A 15,071-nucleotide genomic window follows, 5' to 3' on the forward strand; every position below is an offset into this window, starting at 1 on the left:
CGCATGGGATGGAGGGTCCCGCTCTCGGACGTCTCCCTTTCCGCGGAGGAGCTCAGGGCCGCGACGGCGGTCCTTGCCTCGGGCTGGCTCTCCATGGGGCCGGTGACCGAGGCGTTCGAGCGGGCGTTTGCCGACTACCTCGGGGTGACGTACGCGTTTGCCGTCTCCAGCGGGACCGCCGCCCTGCACCTGGCCCACCTGGCCGCGGGGGTCGGTCAGGGGGACGAGGTGGTCGCCCCCTCGCTCACCTTCGTCGCCACCGCAAACGCCGCCGTCTATTGCGGGGCAACCCCGGTCTTCGCCGATGTCGCCGGGACCGACGACTTCAATCTCTCCGCCGACACCATCGCCCCGGCGCTCTCCCGTGCGACGCGGGCGATCACCGTGGTGCATTACGGCGGATACCCCTGCGATATGGCGCCTATCCTGGAGATCGCTGAGGAGCGGGGCATCCCGGTGATCGAGGACGCCGCCCACGCCGTCGGAGCGTCATATGCCGGCAGGCGGTGCGGCACCATCGGGGATATCGGGTGCTTCAGTTTTTTTGCGAACAAGAACCTCCCCACCGGGGAAGGCGGGATGGTCGTCACCGACAACGAGGCGTACGCCGGGCGGATCAGGACGATGCGCTCCCACGGGATGACCACCCTCACCTGGGACCGCCACCGCGGCCACGCCCGGGCGTACGATGTCGTGGACCTCGGCTACAACTACCGGATCGGCGAGGTCGCATCGGCCCTCGGGCTTGCCGGCCTCGCGGACCTGGACCGGGCGAACGCCCGCAGGGAGGAGATCGTGGAGCGCTACCGCCGGCGCCTCCGGGAGATGCCCGGGCTCTCGTCCCCGTTCGAAGGGGCGCCGGGCCGCTCTGCCTGCCACCTCTTTCCTGTCCTCCTCCCCACGGAATTACCGCGGGAGGGAGTAGCGGCGGCGATGCAGGAGGCGGGCGTCCAGACGAGCGTTCATTACCGGCCCGTCCACCTCTTCTCCTATTACCGGCGGCGTTTCGGCGGAAGAGCGGGCCTTCTCCCGGTGACCGAGGATGTCGGCGAGCGCGAGATCACGCTCCCCCTGTACCCGGGCATGGACGATCGCACGGTCGAGTACGTGATGGACGCCCTGGCGGCGGCGGTGGGCAGGTAGGCATGCAGGTCGCATGGGACGATCAGGTCTCGAAGAAGAGGTGGACCTCGATCCTCCGCTCCTCCGGGCACGCCTATTTCTTCCATACGCCCGAGTGGGCCGAGATCCTGCAGCAGACCTTCGGCCACACGATCGCCACGCGGATCTACGAGGTGGACGGGGCCGAGGTGCTCATCCCGATGGTCGAGAAGAGGACGGCCCCCTTCCGGGCGTACGCCTCGGTGCCCCACGGCTATGGCGGGGTATTCGGGGCCGAAGACCTCTCGCCCGACGCCCTCTCCCGGATCTTCCGGAGCATCGTCGGCGGGCGCTCGGTCGGCCTCACCCTGCATCTCCCGCCGGGGGCGACGATCCCGGCGAACGGCGATCGCGTGATCCGGCGGAACAGTAACGCCTGGACCTCGGCGCATGTGCTTTCCCTCGACCGCCCGTGCAAGGACCTCCACGCCGCTATCCACCGGGAGATCAGGCGCCAGGTCAGGACCGCAGAGAAGCGTTCGGTCGTCGTCTGTCACCCCGACGGGATCGAGGGATATCGATCCTTTTACTCCCTCTACGAGCAGCGGTCGAGGGAGTGGGGCTACCGGGCCCCGGAGTTTCCCTGGACGCTCTTCGAGCACCTCTGCGCCTGCGGCACCCCGCACGTCCGCCTGCGGATCGCGGAGCACGAGGGCACGGCCGTCGGCGGGCTGATCACCCTCGAGTACGGCGATACAATCTTCTGCTGGGGTCTTGCCGTGCCCATGGCCTCCCGGCATCTCTACCCGACCCATCTGATGTTTTTTGACCTGATCGAGGACGCCTGCGAGCGCGGTTTCTCCTGCATCAACTTCGGGGCGAGCGGCCCGCTCTCAGGCGTGCGGAACTTCAAGGAGCGGTTCGGGGCGCGGGAGATACCGACAGAGGATTACCGCGTCCTCTCCGGCATCGGGGATCTCTGGTGGCATCTCAGGGGCTATCCCCTCTCCCCGTTTCTCTGAGCGTTTTTAGTGCCCGGGCACCCGGGCTGCGACGAGCGCCCCCACCCTCCTGAGGACGCCCCTCTCCTCCCCGGTCAGGACGGCGGCGTAGAGGAAGCAGCAATAGAGCCCGACGAGGAGGACGGTCAGCGGCACCGGGTGGACCAGGGCCCGAAGGAGGAAGAAGGCGCCCAGCAGGACGAGCACGGCCGGTATGACCTGGCGGTAGGGCGCAAGGTCGATCCCCACCCCGAAGACCCGTTTCAGAACAACGACGAGCATCCCGCCGAGAAGGACGAAAGAGCCCGCCGTCCCGATCGCCGCTCCCATGACGCCGAAGACCGGGATAAGGGCGGCGTTTGCGGCGATGTTCGTCCCGGTGACCGCCAGGTTGGTCTTTGAGGAGAGGTCGGGCCGGTCCATCGCCGTGACGGCGGCCCCGATCGCCGCCATCGGCCCGAAGGCGATCATCGCGAGGGCGAGGACCGTGAGGGGCGGGACGGCCGGGAGAAAGGCGGGGCCGATCAGCACCGGGATGATCTCGCCGGCAAGGCAGATCATCAGCACCCCGGCGACCGAGAGGATCATCAGGGTGTATTTCACGGTCCGGTTCATCAGGGCCTCGATCGCATCCGTCCGCCCCAGGCTTCTGTACTCGGCGATCGCCGGGAAGGTGACGGCGGAGACGGCCATCGGGAGGGCGAGGAGGATTGAGCGCGACAGGGCGATCGCCATCGCGTAGACCCCGACGTCGGCGTCGTCGAGATAATAACCCACCATCAGGGTGTCGGTGGAGATCATCGCCGAGTAGAGGATGCTGGCCAGGAAGACCCGGGACCCGAACGCCAGCAGGCGCCTGCTGACCGCAGCGTAGTCCCGCGTGCTGAACTGCAGGCGGCCGCCGGCGACCGAGGCCATCAGGAGGAGGATCCCGGCCTCGGCGACCACCACCGAGAGGGCGGCGCCGGTCACGCCCCATCCCGCACTGAGGAAGAGGACGTTCATGCCGACCAGGAGGAGGGAGCGGAGGAGAGAGCGGAGGGAGTGGGCCTTCATCTCCCGCATGCCGTTGAGGACGCCGAGCAGGATGTTGTTGACGACGAAGAGCGGGACCGAGAGGGAGACGATCCTGATCACGCCGGCAAGACCGGGCATCGAGAAGAGGGCGGCCAGGAGATCCGAGGAGACGAAGAGGGCGCCGGCAAACACCACCCCGAGCCCGGCGCCGTTGATCAGGCCGACCGTGACCGATGCGTTCACGGCCTCCCGGTCGCCGCCCGAACCGGCGACGTACCTGACCATCGCCTCCGGGATGCCCAGGCAGGCGACCATCGAGACGAGCGTGGTGAGGATGAGGGCGAGGGCGTAGAGCCCGTACTCGGCGACGCCGAGCCAGCGCCCCAGGATCACCGTGAGGAGAAAACCGAGACCGAGGGCGGCGACCTGGCCGGAAAACGTCCAGCCGACGTCGAATACAAATTTTTTCGCCTCCTGAATCGTTTCTCCCCCTGTGTCAGCTTCGCAGGAGTGTGGCGCCGCTCTGCTCCTTCCCGCGGCTTCCTGCACACCAACTCCAGGCGGCTATATTTAAACTTTTTGGCAGGGGGCGGCGTGCTCCCCGGTGCTCACGCCCCGGCTGCGAAAAAACGAATCTCTCTCCTTTCGCGACCTATAGCGCGATATCCCCCGAAGAACCCTCTCACTCCTCGTCGCCGCAAAAGGCGCTGAGAAACGCCTGGCGGCTCCGCGGGGCCTCGTCCTTCTCCGGCGGTGCGGTCTTCCCGCCGCCTTTTCCCTCGACCTGGGCGAGGACCGAGGCGGCCGTCTTCTCACCCAGCACGGGGACGAGCGCCCCGATACCGGCGGCCCTGAGCTCCTCGGGCGTGGTCAGGCCGGCGTTGAAGAGGCGGCGAGCGCGGACCCGGCCGATGCCGCGGAGTTTGATGAGCGGGAGGAGCTCCTTTTTGATCCCGTGCTTCACCCTGATCTCCAGGTCGGCGATCGGTTGCGCGAACGGCCGTTTGAAGAGGGAGGCCAGGCGGGAGGCGGCGTGGATGAGCCAGACCGCCGTCTCGACCTTGTTGTGGATGTCGCCCGGCCCCACGTTGAAGCGCTCGCAGATCATCGCCTCGGTCACCTCCTCGGACCAGTTCAACAGCAGCATCGCCGTCTTGACGCTGCAGAAGAAGGCCTGCATCTCGTCGTCGCCATAGGGCAACCCGGTCCAGAGTTCGTCGATGTGCTCGTCGATGAAGCGGTAAATGACCTCGTAGTCGTCTTTGCGCAGGTACAGGGTGAGCATGTCCGGCGTTCTGGCGAGGGTCTCGAGCAGCCCGAGATCGGCGAAGTCCGGGGCCTTTGCGAGGGCGTCGACGATCGTCTCGGCGCTCCGCGGGTCGATATAGAGCCTGGAGACCAGGGTGCCGTACTCGGTCGCCTCAAGCCGGTCGCCGAGGGCCGTGACCATCTCCTTATCGCAGAGCCAGTCGATCACCCGCTCGATCGTCTCGTGGATCGTGGACCGGCGCCCCTGGTGCTCGTAGGCGTAGAAGGTCCGGTCCATGAAGGCGAGCACATCCGGGCGGGAGCGGCAAAAAGCCGTGGCGATGAGGGAGAGGACATGCGAGCGGAGGGCGTTTTCGGCGTTGCACTGCGATGCGATCTCCTCGGGCGGGGCGTCGATGTAATTTTCAAACAGGTCGTTTACGGCATCGGCAGTCTTCGCGATGAGCACCGCCTCGCCGTACGGGTCGAGGTGCGGTCGGCCGGCCCGCCCGGCCATCTGCTTGTACTCGCCCACCGGGATCGGGGCCATCCCGCCGTCGCCGAAGCGGAGGTAGTCGCGGATCACCACCCTTCGCGCCGGGAGGTTGAGCCCGGCGGCGAGGGTCGGCGTGGAGGAGATCACCCGGATCGACCCGTTCCGAAACCCCTCCTCGACGATATGGCGCTCTGCCGAGGAGAGGCCGGCGTGGTGGAAGGCCGCCCCGTTCCTGACGCAGAGGGCGAGGGTGCGGCCGAGATCGGTCTGCGCTTCGTGCTCGATCGCCGCCGACGCCGTATCGAGGGCGGGCTCGGAGAGTTTGAGCCCGCCGGCCGCCCGCTTCGCAAACGCCTCGGCGTTCCGCCGGGAGGAGACGAAGACCAGGCACTGCCCGCCCTCGGCGACGGTGTCCAGCACCAGGTTGAGGTCGTCGTACCGGGACTTCCCGGCCACGGTGCGGTCCTCCCGCTCGGCGAAATGGATCGCCCCCTCGAAATAGACGCCCTCCCGCAGGTCCACCGGGCGCCACTCGCTCGTGACGAGGGCGGCGTTCAGCCACCCGGCGATGGCGCCGGGGTTGCCCACCGTCGCCGAGAGGGCGATCACCTGCATGCCGGGATTTTTCATCAGGAGTTTGGCGATCACCATCTCCAGGGTCGCCCCGCGGTCGGGCGAACCGATCAGGTGGCACTCGTCCACGACGAGAAGGGTGATCTTCGAAAGCCAGGGGGCGCCGTTTCGCAGGAGCGAATCGACCTTCTCCGAGGTGGCGACGACGATATCGTTTCTCCCCAGGTAGGCGTCGGGCCGGTCGAGGTCGCCGGTCGCCACCCCGACCTTTGCCCCCTTTCCCGAGAAGTCCTCGAACTTCTCGGATGCGAGGGCCCTGAGCGGGACGATGTACAGGCACTTCCCGCCGTCGGCGATATGGCGGTGCATCACCATCTCGGCGACGATCGTCTTGCCGCTCGCCGTCGGGATGGCGCAGAGGAGGTTTTTTTTCTCGAAGATCCCGGCGGCCACGCAGGCCTCCTGGGGCGGGTAGAGGTTTTCGATCCCACGCTCTGCATAGCGCGTTTTAAGGGTTTGTGGGAGGGGAAGGTCAGCTACCTTCATATGAACCCCTTTGTTTCCACTCGAAAATCCGGCAAGCGCCCATAAATTTCTCAAAATATAGTTTTTAGTGGATATCCTGCTCCACCGGAAACCGTGCGGCGCACGCCCCTAGTAGTAGTAGTCCAGGATATTTTCCTTCTCTTCGCGCCGCTTCTTCTCCAGGAAGGAGAATACCGCCTCGTGAGGAACGCCGTTGATCAGCATGTCGATGGCGGTGCGGGCGTTCTTGAGCTGATCGGGCAGCCCGATCATCGCCACGGTCTTGCCCTGCACCGAGAGCTCGATCCCGGCCATGTTCTCGATCTGCTCGCGCGCCCGTCCGGCCTTGCCGATGATCCGCCCGCGGAGGCGCTCCTGCTGCTGCGGCGAGGGCTCGATCCCGGAGAGATCGATCACGTCCAGGACCAGGTCGTCATCCTCAAGGAGGATGAAGGCCCGTTCCGGCGAGAAACCCCGGCCGATTGCGGTGACGACCTCTGCCGCCCGCAGCGCTCCCACCGGGTCCTCGCCCTCGACCTTCACCAGCCCTTCCTCGCTGTCGATGGTGATGGCGGCGCCGGTCTTCTCTTCGAGTTTCCTCTTGGTAAGCCCACCCTTTCCGATGAGGGAGCCCACCCTGTTTGTCCCGATCCTGATTTCCTGTATCATCTCTCTTCACCGATCCCTATCACCGAGCCGTTTGATCGCCCCGCCGGTTACCTCGCGCATCAGCGCCTCCTCGTCCTCGACCTCGCAGAGGGCGGAGAAAAACCGGTTGACGTTCCTGATATCCCTGATCAGAAAGGTGCCGGCGTTCGGGTGATCGCGGGTGACCGCCTGGCCCATATCGATGATATAGGGTTTGTCCTGCCAGAGTATATTGTATTCACTCAGGTCACCGTGGACGAGCCGCGCCTCCTGGTAGAGACGTTTGATCTCGTCGACCACCGCACGGTAGGCCGTCGCCGGGTCGGAAAGGCCCACCGAGCGGATCTGCTGGGCAGGAATGTCGCCTTCCCCGATGAACTCCATGATCAGGATGTTGCGCTCGAAGGCATAGGGTTCGGGGACCGGGACGCCGGCCTCCCGGGCGCGCCTCAGGTTTGCGAACTCCTTTTTCGTCCAGGTGAAGACGATCTCCTTGCGGCTCCGGCGCACCGAGGCGAAGCGCGGATCGCCGAGGATGTACTCGGCCATCGCCTTGAAGTTGGCGTTGCGTATCCGGTAGATCTTGATCGCCACCGGCGCACCCTCGCGCTCCCCGATAAAGACGTTCGCCTCTTTTCCGGTGGAGATCGAGCCGCCGATCGCCGATATCTTCTTCCGGTGGACAAGGCGGTACAGGGCGAGGAGGGTCTCCTCGTCGAAGACCTCCCCGCGCACCTTGCGGGTGTTCTCGTCTTTGATCCGGATGCCCATCTCCTCGAGCTTCCGGTCGAAATCCTTACCTTCCCTGTCCTTTGCCATAATCGTCCTCACGCCACGGCGTCATGGACGCCGGCGAGCATCTCGACGAGATAGTCTGCGGTCATCTTCTTCAGGTCGAGGGGGTGGACCTTTCCGGCGCCGTAGGCGGCCTCGACGGCCTCGTACGAGGCGAACGCAAGGTCGCCGCCGAACTTCTCGGGCCGGCTGAGGTTCACCGTCTCGAAGCGGGGGAAGATGTGGTACTTCAGCACCTGGAGCACCGGGTTCTCCTCGACTTCGGGCGGGCAGAAGGCCTTCTTCATCTTCGCCCTGATATCGTCCTCTGAGTCGGCGACCGAGATGAGGTTTCCGGCCGAGGAGGACATCTTCTTCCCGTCCAGGCCGTTGAGGATCGGGGTGTGGATGCAGACCGGGGAGGGGTAGCCCATCGCCGGGAGGTGCTCGCGGGCGAGCATGTGGATCTTCCGCTGGTCGATCCCGCCGACGGCGGCGTCCACGCCGAGCATGGCGATATCGGCCATCTGCATGATCGGGTAGACCATCTGCGATACCGCCGGGTGGTCCATGCCGCGGCCGACCTCGTCCATCGAACGCTTCGCCCGGTTCACGGTCACCTCCTGCGAGAGCTGCAGGACCAGGAGTTCGTAGTCCGGGTGGAGCTGGAGGTCGGTGCCCATCACGTATTTTGCGCCCTTGAGGCCGAGGGCCTCGAAGCAGCGGCGGTTGTACTCGGCGGTCTCCCTGACCTCGTCGAGGGTGCCCTTGTGATTCAGGAACGCATGAAGGTCGGCGAGCAGGACGGTCACCTCGAACCCGGCCTTCTGCAGGTCCATGAGTTTGTTCACGGTCACCAGGTGGCCGAGATGGATCTCTCCTGAGGGCTCGTAGCCCGCATAGACCGATCTGGCGGGCTGGTCGAGGAGAGCCCGCAGCTCCTCGTCGGTGACGATCTCTACCGTGTTGCGCGTGGCAAGGGAGTATGGATCCATAAAAGAGAGTTGGGCGGGGTTCAGGATTAATCCTTCTTAGATCGCCGTGAACCCGAGCGCCCGGTTCGTCATCTCGATCGAGACGGCGGCCTCGTCGACGGCGTTCATCATCGCCCTGATCGCATCCACGTTCTCGACGACGACGTCCGCCTCCTGGTGGATCGCCTGGAAGAGGAAGAGCTCCCGGCCCACGAGGCCGATCGAGTCGGCGAAGATGGCGCTCTCGTAGAGGTCGGCGCGCGGCCGCCCGAGGTCCTGGGCGTACTCCCGCAGTTCGGCCGTGCTCGTGATCCCGGTGCCGGGCCTGACCAGCCCCATCCGCGGGTGCGCCTCGATGATCGCCAGGATCTCCTCCTTCGTGGCGTCGGACTTCAGGTCCATCTGGAGGGCGTGCATGTGCATGAAGGTCGTCGGGACGATCATCGCCATCGTGGTGATGTCGATCTGCGGCAGGACGGTCTGGACGTCAGGGCCGTGGTGGCTCGGCACCTTCACCGGGTTGAGGACGATCGCATCGACCGGCCCCTTCTTGATCTCGCCGGGGTCGGAGCCGCGGCGAACCATCGTCGCCCGCACCCGTCCGACACCGTAGCGCTCGTCCATCGCGTGGATGATCCGGCACAGCCCGGTGGTGTTGCAGGAGACGACCCGCACGAACTGCCGGTTCTTCGCCTCGTTGTAGTTGCAGGACGAGCAGAACGAGAACCCGGCGACCTCGTGGTCCTCGCCGCCCTGCCAGATCGCCTTCACGCCGTAGAGCTCGTAGAGCTTCTTGTTCTTCTCCCCGATCCCGCCGGGCGTGGCGTCCACCACGACGTCGGCGTGCTTGATCATATCGGTGACGTCGCCGGCGATCTCGAGGCCGGCGTCCTCGAAGGCCTGGCGTTTGCTCATCTCGGCAATATAGAGCGGGTAGCCGCGTTGCCTGGCGACGTAGGCCTCGGCGCTCGGCTTGGTCTTGGAGACGCCGACAACTTCCATATCAGGCTGAGCAGCGACCGCATCGGCGACACGCTTGCCGATGGTGCCGTATCCGTTGATTGCTACCTTGATCATGTAGAGCTTCAGTAAGAACAGAAATAGATAAAGGTTCCTGACGGTGAGGTCTATATCCCCTGCCGTCCATCCCCTGATGACGATGCAGACACCCCCGCGGCATGGAAACAACTTCGATCTCATCCGCCTTGCGGCGGCCCTGGTGATCGTGGTCTCCCATGCGTATGTCCTGCAGATCGGCTACGCCGCCATGCCGGCCACGGCCCCCCTCCTCCTGGTCGGCTACGCCGCCCTTGCCGCCCTCTTTACGATCAGCGGCCATTTGATCCCGTTGAGCTGGCTCGCTCAGCCGGACGCCGCCCGTTTCTTCTGGAAACGCTCCCTCCGGGTGCTTCCCGGCCTGGTCGGCGCCGTCCTCTTCACCCTCTTTCTCATCGGCCCTCTCGCCACCACCCTCTCCCCCGAAGGATATTTTTCCGCCCTGTTCTCGGGGGCGGTCGCCACCCTCCCCTTCTTCGAGGACGGATCGGCCCTCGGGCTCTTCGTCGCAAACCCGGTCTCGTTCGTGAACGCCTCCCTCTGGACGATCCCGGTGGAGTGCACGATGTACGTCCTGGTCGTCGCCCTCGGCCTCCTCGGGGTGCTCAGGAAGCGGTCCGCCCTCCTCGTCCTGATCGCCGCCAACCTCCTCCTCTGGCTCGCCCTCTACCACGACCCCGCCCTCTCGAAGGTCAGGTTCACCCTCTACTTCCTGATCGGGGCCTACCTCTCTATCCACCACCCGCACCTCCGCTACGACGGCCCGACCGCCTTCTTCCTCGCCCTCGCCCTGGTCGCCGCCGCCGGCACGCCCCTCTGCTCGTTCCTCGCCCTGGTCGCCATACCCTACATCGTCCTCTGGTTCGCCGGCCTCCAGGTGCCGGCCCTCAACCGCTTCGGGACGCACGGGGACTTCAGCTACGGGGTGTACATCTACGCCTACCCGGTCCAGCAGGCGATCGTCCTCTTCCTCGGGCCCTCTCTGCCCCTCTGGCTCTTCTGCCTCCTCTCGATCGGGATCACCTTCCCCTTCGCCTATCTCTCCTGGAACCTCATCGAGAAGCGGGCGCTCGGGCTCAAACAGGTCGATCTCAAATCGGTGCGATCGGCGCTTTTCTCCCCGGACTGAGGGCGTATATCGAGTCTATTGTCTCTCAATATTATATAGTGGGAGGAATATTTTTTTAAGGAGGATGTCGTGATCCTACCGTGATGATCGGGCCGGACGATGCACATGCCATGAACAGCGAGAAGGAGGGGTGCGATCTCCTGGACCTCGACGCTCCAGGGCTCTATATCAACCGGGAACTCTCGTGGCTCTCGTTCAACCGCCGGGTGCTCGAGGAGGCGCAGGACCCCGCCCACCCCCTCCTCGAGCGGCTGAAGTTCCTCGCCATCTGCGGGAGCAACCTCGACGAGTTCTTCATGGCCCGGGTCTCCGGGCTTTTGCGGCAGGTCGAGGAGGGGGCCCTCGAGACCCCGCCCGACGGGATGACGCCGGGAGAGCAGCTCGCCGCCATCCGCACCGAAGTCCGCTCCCTCTACCCGGCCTATGCGCACTGCTGGGAGGACGCCCTCCTCCCGGCCCTCAGGGACGCCGGGATCGCGATCGACCGGGTGGCCGACCTCGACCCCTCTCTGCGGGCGGCCCTGCGGCAGATCTTCGAGACCTCCATCCTCCCCACCCTCACCCCGATGGCCTTCGACGCCGCCCGTCCCTTCCCCTTCATCTCGAGCCTGGCCCTCTCCCTCGCGGTCGTCGTCAGGGACGGCGACTGCTCATCCCGCTTCGCCAGGGTGAAGGTGCCGGTCGGGCTCTTCGGCCGGTTCTACCCGGTGGACGCCCGCTCCTTCGTCCTCCTCGAAGACCTGGTGGCGGCGAACCTCGACCTCCTCTTTCCGGGGATGGAGATCGCCGGGGCCTGGGCCTTCAGGGTGACGCGCGACGCCGAGATCGAGGTCCAGATCGAGGAGGGCTCCGACCTCCTCACCGCCGTCGAGGAGGGCGTCGCCCACCGCCGCACCGCCGACGCCGTCCGCCTGGAGGTCGCCGCCGATATGCCCGCCGATCTCGTCTCCTTCCTTGCCCCGCACACCGGGCTTCTCCCGGAGCAGGTCTATCGCTCCCCGGCCCCGCTCGCCCTCTCCGACCTCTGGAGCCTCCACGCCCTCGACCGCCCCGACCTCAGGGACGCCCCCTTCCTGCCGGCCGTCCCGCCCCTCCTCGACCCCCCGGAGGCGGCGGCCGAACGGCTGCGCCGGGAAGACCTCCTCCTCTACCACCCCTACGACAGCTTCGCCGCCTTCGTCAGGTTCCTCTCCCACGCCGCGGACGACCCGGCGGTGCTGGCGATCAAGATCACCCTCTACCGGATCGGGGCGGACTCGCCGGTGCTCGACGCCCTTCTCGCCGCCCGGAAGAACGGCAAACAGGTGACGGTCCTCGTCGAACTGAAGGCGAAGTTCGACGAGACCGAGAACATCTCCTGGGCCCGGACCCTGGAGCGGGCCGGGGTCCACGTCGTCCTGGGCCACCCGCACCTGAAGGTGCACGCGAAGATCTGCCTGATCGTCATGCGCCACGACAACGGGATCCTGCGGATCGTCCATCTCGGCTCGGGCAACTACAACCCGGTGACGACCCGCATCTACGGCGACCTCTCGTATATGACGGTCGATCCCGCGATCGCCGACGACGCGAGCCGCCTCTTCAACGCCCTCACCGGCTACGCCCGCCCGCCCGGCTACAAACGGCTCCTGGTCGCCCCTGACTACCTCAGGGACGGGATCGTCGCCCGGATCAACCGGGAGATCGAGCGGCACCAGGCGCACGGCGACGGTTATATTGCCTGGAAGATGAACGGCCTCCTGGACAGGGACGTGATCAGGGCGCTCTACCGCGCCTCGCGCGCCGGCGTGCGGGTGGACCTGAACGTCCGGGGCCTCTGCGCCCTGCGGCCCGGCGTGCCCGGCGTCTCGGAGAACATCCGCGTCCTCTCGATCGTCGGGCGGTTCCTGGAGCACGCCCGGATCTATTACTTCCACAACGGCGGCGAGCCCGAGGTGCTCCTGGGCAGCGCCGACATGATGCCGCGGAACCTGAAGCGGCGGGTCGAGGTGCTCTTCCCGGTGCCGGACCCCTCGCTCGCCCGTGAGGTGAAGCGGATCTTCGACGTCCATTTCGCCGACACGGTGAAGGGGCGCTGGCTCTGTCCCGACGGCACCTATCTCCGCGCCCGGCCCGGCGGGGAGATCGAACCGCTCTCCTCGCAGGACTGGCTGATCGCGAACAGGGGGGTCTGGCATGGCAGGACCTGACCCCGAATACTGCCGCTTCGGCTCGGGGGTCCTGGGGACATATGCCGAACACCTTGCCGCCGAGGCCGACGGCGTCAGGGCGGCCGCCGATATCGAGCACATCCACCGGATGCGGGTCGCCTCCAGGCGGCTGCGGGCGGCCCTCCCGATCTTCGCCGAATGTTTCGGGAGAGGTGCGTACCGGCGGTGGCGGCGGGAGATCAGGGAGGTGACCCGCGCCCTGGGGGCGGCACGGGACGCCGACGTCCAGATCGCCTTCCTGCGTTCGTACCTGGCGACGGTCCCGGCAGAGGGGGAGCCTCGTTTCGGCCTGCATTTTTCTGCGGAGGCGGGTGGGGCGGCGGCCCCGGCCGCGCCCCTCCGCACCGGCGTCGAGTGCCTCCTCCTGCGGCTCTCGCAGAGGAGGGCGGCCCTCCAGCCGGCCGTGGCGGCGGCGATGGACGACCTGGAGGCGGCCGGCACCGCCGGGGCGATCGCGGCGGCCTGCCGGGAGCGGATGGCGGGCGCCGACGTCCGTTCGCCCTACGCTCTCGAGCAGGCGTTCGTCCACATCTCCCTCTGCCTGGACGACCTCTTCTCGCACGCCGCCTCAGTCGCCGACCCGGCGGCGGAGAAAGAGCACCATGCGATGCGGATCGCCGCAAAGCGTCTCCGCTATACGATGGAGACCTTCGCCCCCCTCTATCCCGGGGAGCTGAAGAGCGAGATCGCCGCCCTCAAAAAACTCCAGGACTACCTCGGCGACATCCACGACTGCGACGTCTGGGCGGCGTTCCTCCCCGGTTTCCTGGAGGAGGAGCGGGAGCGGTGCCGCACCTATTTCGGGCACGAGGGGGCGATGGCCGCGATCGAGCCCGGCATCCTCCGCCTCAGGGAGGAGCGGATGGCGCGGCGCCGGGCGCTCTTCGACGATTTCGCCGCGTACTGGGCCGATCTCGGGAGGAGCGGCTCCTGGGACGGGCTCGGCGATGCGATCGGCGGCGGCAAACCGGTGACGATCGCCCTGATCGGCGACGTCCACGCCAACCTCCCGGCCCTCGAGGCGGTGCTCAGGGACGCCCGCGAGCGCGGGGCGATCGCCGTCCTGGACGCCGGGGACGCCGTCGGCTACGGCCCCTTCCCCGAGGAGACGGTCGCGTACCTCAGGGAGCAGGGGGTGCTCTCGGTGGTCGGCAACTACGACCGCCAGGTGCTCGCCGCCGGCGGGAAGAAAAAAGCCCTCCCGAAGGACCCGGAGAAGCGCCTCGCCGTCCGCTGGGCGTACGAGCATCTCTCGAAGGAGGGGCGGTCCTCCCTCGCCTCCCTCCCCGAGCACCGCCGCCTCGCCCCGGGCAGCCGCCGCATCCTCCTCTGCCACGGCAGCCCGGAGGCGATCGACGAGTACCTCGACGCCGACACCCCGGCCTCCCGCCTGGCGGCGATCGCCCGGACCGCTTCGGCCGACGTGATCGTCTCGGGCCATGCCCACCGCCCGTCGGCGCGGGAGGTCGGCGGGGTCTGGTTCGTGAACACCGGGAGCGTGGGCCGCCCGGACGACGGCGACCCGCGGGCGTGCTACGCCCTCCTCCAGACCAGCCCCTTCTCGGTCTGCCACCTCCGGGTGCCCTACGACGTCGAGCGCACGGTCGCCGCCGTCCTCGAGGCGGGCCTCCCGCCCTCTTTCGCCCGGATCTTCCTGGAGGGGCGGCCCCTCGACGCCCTGGACGGCGGGGAGGTCTCGGTCTCCTGCACGGTCGAGGAGGACCATGAAGAGGGATGAGGTCGCCGCCTTTGCGGCCCGCTACGACCCCGATCCCCCGCACGCCCGCCAGGTGGAGCGTTTATCTCTCCTCCTCTTCGACGCCCTCGCCCCCCTCCACCGCCTGGGCGAGGCGGAGCGGGAGGTCCTCTCCTCCGCCGCCCTCCTCCACGACATCGGGTGGGTCGGCGGGGTGCAGGGGCACCACAAACGCTCCTGCCTGATGGTCCTGGAGGATAAGACCCTCCCCTTCAGCGACGAGGAGCGCACCCTCGTCGCCCTGGTCGCCCGGTACCACCGCCGCGCCCTCCCCGCGAGAAAGCACCCCCTCTTTGCCGCCCTCTCCCCGGAAGACCAGGCGACCGTCTCCGCCCTCGCGGCGATCCTCAGGGTCGCCGACGGCCTGGACGTCGGGCACGCCGGGGCCGTCGCCGGTCTCGCCTGCACCCTCGGGGAGGAGGCGGTGACGGTCGCCCTGACCCCCTGCGGGCCCGTGGACGCCGAGGTGCGGGCGGCCGAGAAGAAGGGCGACCTCTTCAGGGCGATCTACCGGAGAGACCTGGTGGTCCGCCCCCGCGAACAAAATGGGCAGGTATAACTCC

The 15,071-nt window shown here is 67.1% G+C and carries 12 protein-coding genes; 6 read left to right on the forward strand and 6 right to left on the reverse strand.

Features of this window, described 5'->3' with window-relative positions; all coding sequences use genetic code 11:
* Window positions 1-3: 3 nt before the first annotated feature.
* Complete coding sequence (locus METLI_RS00690; protein ID WP_004037121.1) at window positions 4-1,143, forward strand: DegT/DnrJ/EryC1/StrS family aminotransferase; 1,140 nt, start codon at window positions 4-6, stop codon at window positions 1,141-1,143.
* A gap of 2 nt (window positions 1,144-1,145) precedes the next feature.
* Window positions 1,146-2,123, forward strand: coding sequence for a GNAT family N-acetyltransferase (locus tag METLI_RS00695; protein WP_004037122.1), 978 nt, complete (start codon window positions 1,146-1,148; stop codon window positions 2,121-2,123).
* 6 nt (window positions 2,124-2,129) lie between these two features.
* On the opposite strand, the gene METLI_RS00700 is transcribed toward METLI_RS00695, so the two are convergent.
* The 6 genes from METLI_RS00700 to METLI_RS00725 all read right to left on the reverse strand — a co-directional run bounded on the left by METLI_RS00700 (window position 2,130) and on the right by METLI_RS00725 (window position 9,434).
* Window positions 2,130-3,668 (reverse strand): flippase, encoded by a 1,539-nt coding sequence (locus METLI_RS00700; RefSeq protein ID WP_004037123.1) that lies wholly within the window; start codon window positions 3,666-3,668, stop codon window positions 2,130-2,132.
* A gap of 133 nt (window positions 3,669-3,801) precedes the next feature.
* Complete coding sequence (locus METLI_RS00705; protein ID WP_004037124.1) at window positions 3,802-5,982, reverse strand: ATP-dependent DNA helicase; 2,181 nt, start codon at window positions 5,980-5,982, stop codon at window positions 3,802-3,804.
* A gap of 108 nt (window positions 5,983-6,090) precedes the next feature.
* Window positions 6,091-6,630, reverse strand: a complete 540-nt coding sequence (locus METLI_RS00710) for a KH domain-containing protein (RefSeq protein ID WP_004037125.1) — start codon at window positions 6,628-6,630, stop codon at window positions 6,091-6,093.
* Between the two features lie 6 nt (window positions 6,631-6,636).
* Window positions 6,637-7,428, reverse strand: a complete 792-nt coding sequence (locus METLI_RS00715) for a serine protein kinase RIO (protein WP_004037126.1) — start codon at window positions 7,426-7,428, stop codon at window positions 6,637-6,639.
* An 8-nt stretch (window positions 7,429-7,436) separates the two neighbouring features.
* Window positions 7,437-8,378: a tyrosine--tRNA ligase gene (locus METLI_RS00720; RefSeq protein WP_004037127.1), complete on the reverse strand. Its 942-nt coding sequence runs from the start codon at window positions 8,376-8,378 to the stop codon at window positions 7,437-7,439.
* A 36-nt stretch (window positions 8,379-8,414) separates the two neighbouring features.
* Window positions 8,415-9,434: a type II glyceraldehyde-3-phosphate dehydrogenase gene (locus METLI_RS00725; RefSeq protein WP_004037128.1), complete on the reverse strand. Its 1,020-nt coding sequence runs from the start codon at window positions 9,432-9,434 to the stop codon at window positions 8,415-8,417.
* An 82-nt stretch (window positions 9,435-9,516) separates the two neighbouring features.
* Between METLI_RS00725 and METLI_RS00730 the strand changes: the two genes are divergently transcribed.
* From METLI_RS00730 to METLI_RS00745, 4 genes are all read left to right on the forward strand, one after another.
* Window positions 9,517-10,542 (forward strand): acyltransferase family protein, encoded by a 1,026-nt coding sequence (locus METLI_RS00730; RefSeq protein WP_245529377.1) that lies wholly within the window; start codon window positions 9,517-9,519, stop codon window positions 10,540-10,542.
* Window positions 10,543-10,625: 83 nt separating this feature from the next.
* Complete coding sequence (gene ppk1, locus METLI_RS00735) at window positions 10,626-12,731, forward strand: polyphosphate kinase 1 (RefSeq protein WP_004037130.1); 2,106 nt, start codon at window positions 10,626-10,628, stop codon at window positions 12,729-12,731.
* Entirely contained in the window at window positions 12,718-14,490 is a 1,773-nt protein-coding gene (locus METLI_RS12290) for a CHAD domain-containing protein (protein WP_004037131.1), read from the forward strand. The genes ppk1 and METLI_RS12290 overlap by 14 nt, the downstream gene beginning before the upstream one ends.
* Entirely contained in the window at window positions 14,477-15,067 is a 591-nt protein-coding gene (locus tag METLI_RS00745) for an HD domain-containing protein (protein ID WP_004037132.1), read from the forward strand. The genes METLI_RS12290 and METLI_RS00745 overlap by 14 nt, the downstream gene beginning before the upstream one ends.
* Window positions 15,068-15,071: the final 4 nt, after the last annotated feature.

This window comes from Methanofollis liminatans DSM 4140, assembly GCF_000275865.1.
Lineage (GTDB): Archaea > Halobacteriota > Methanomicrobia > Methanomicrobiales > Methanofollaceae > Methanofollis > Methanofollis liminatans.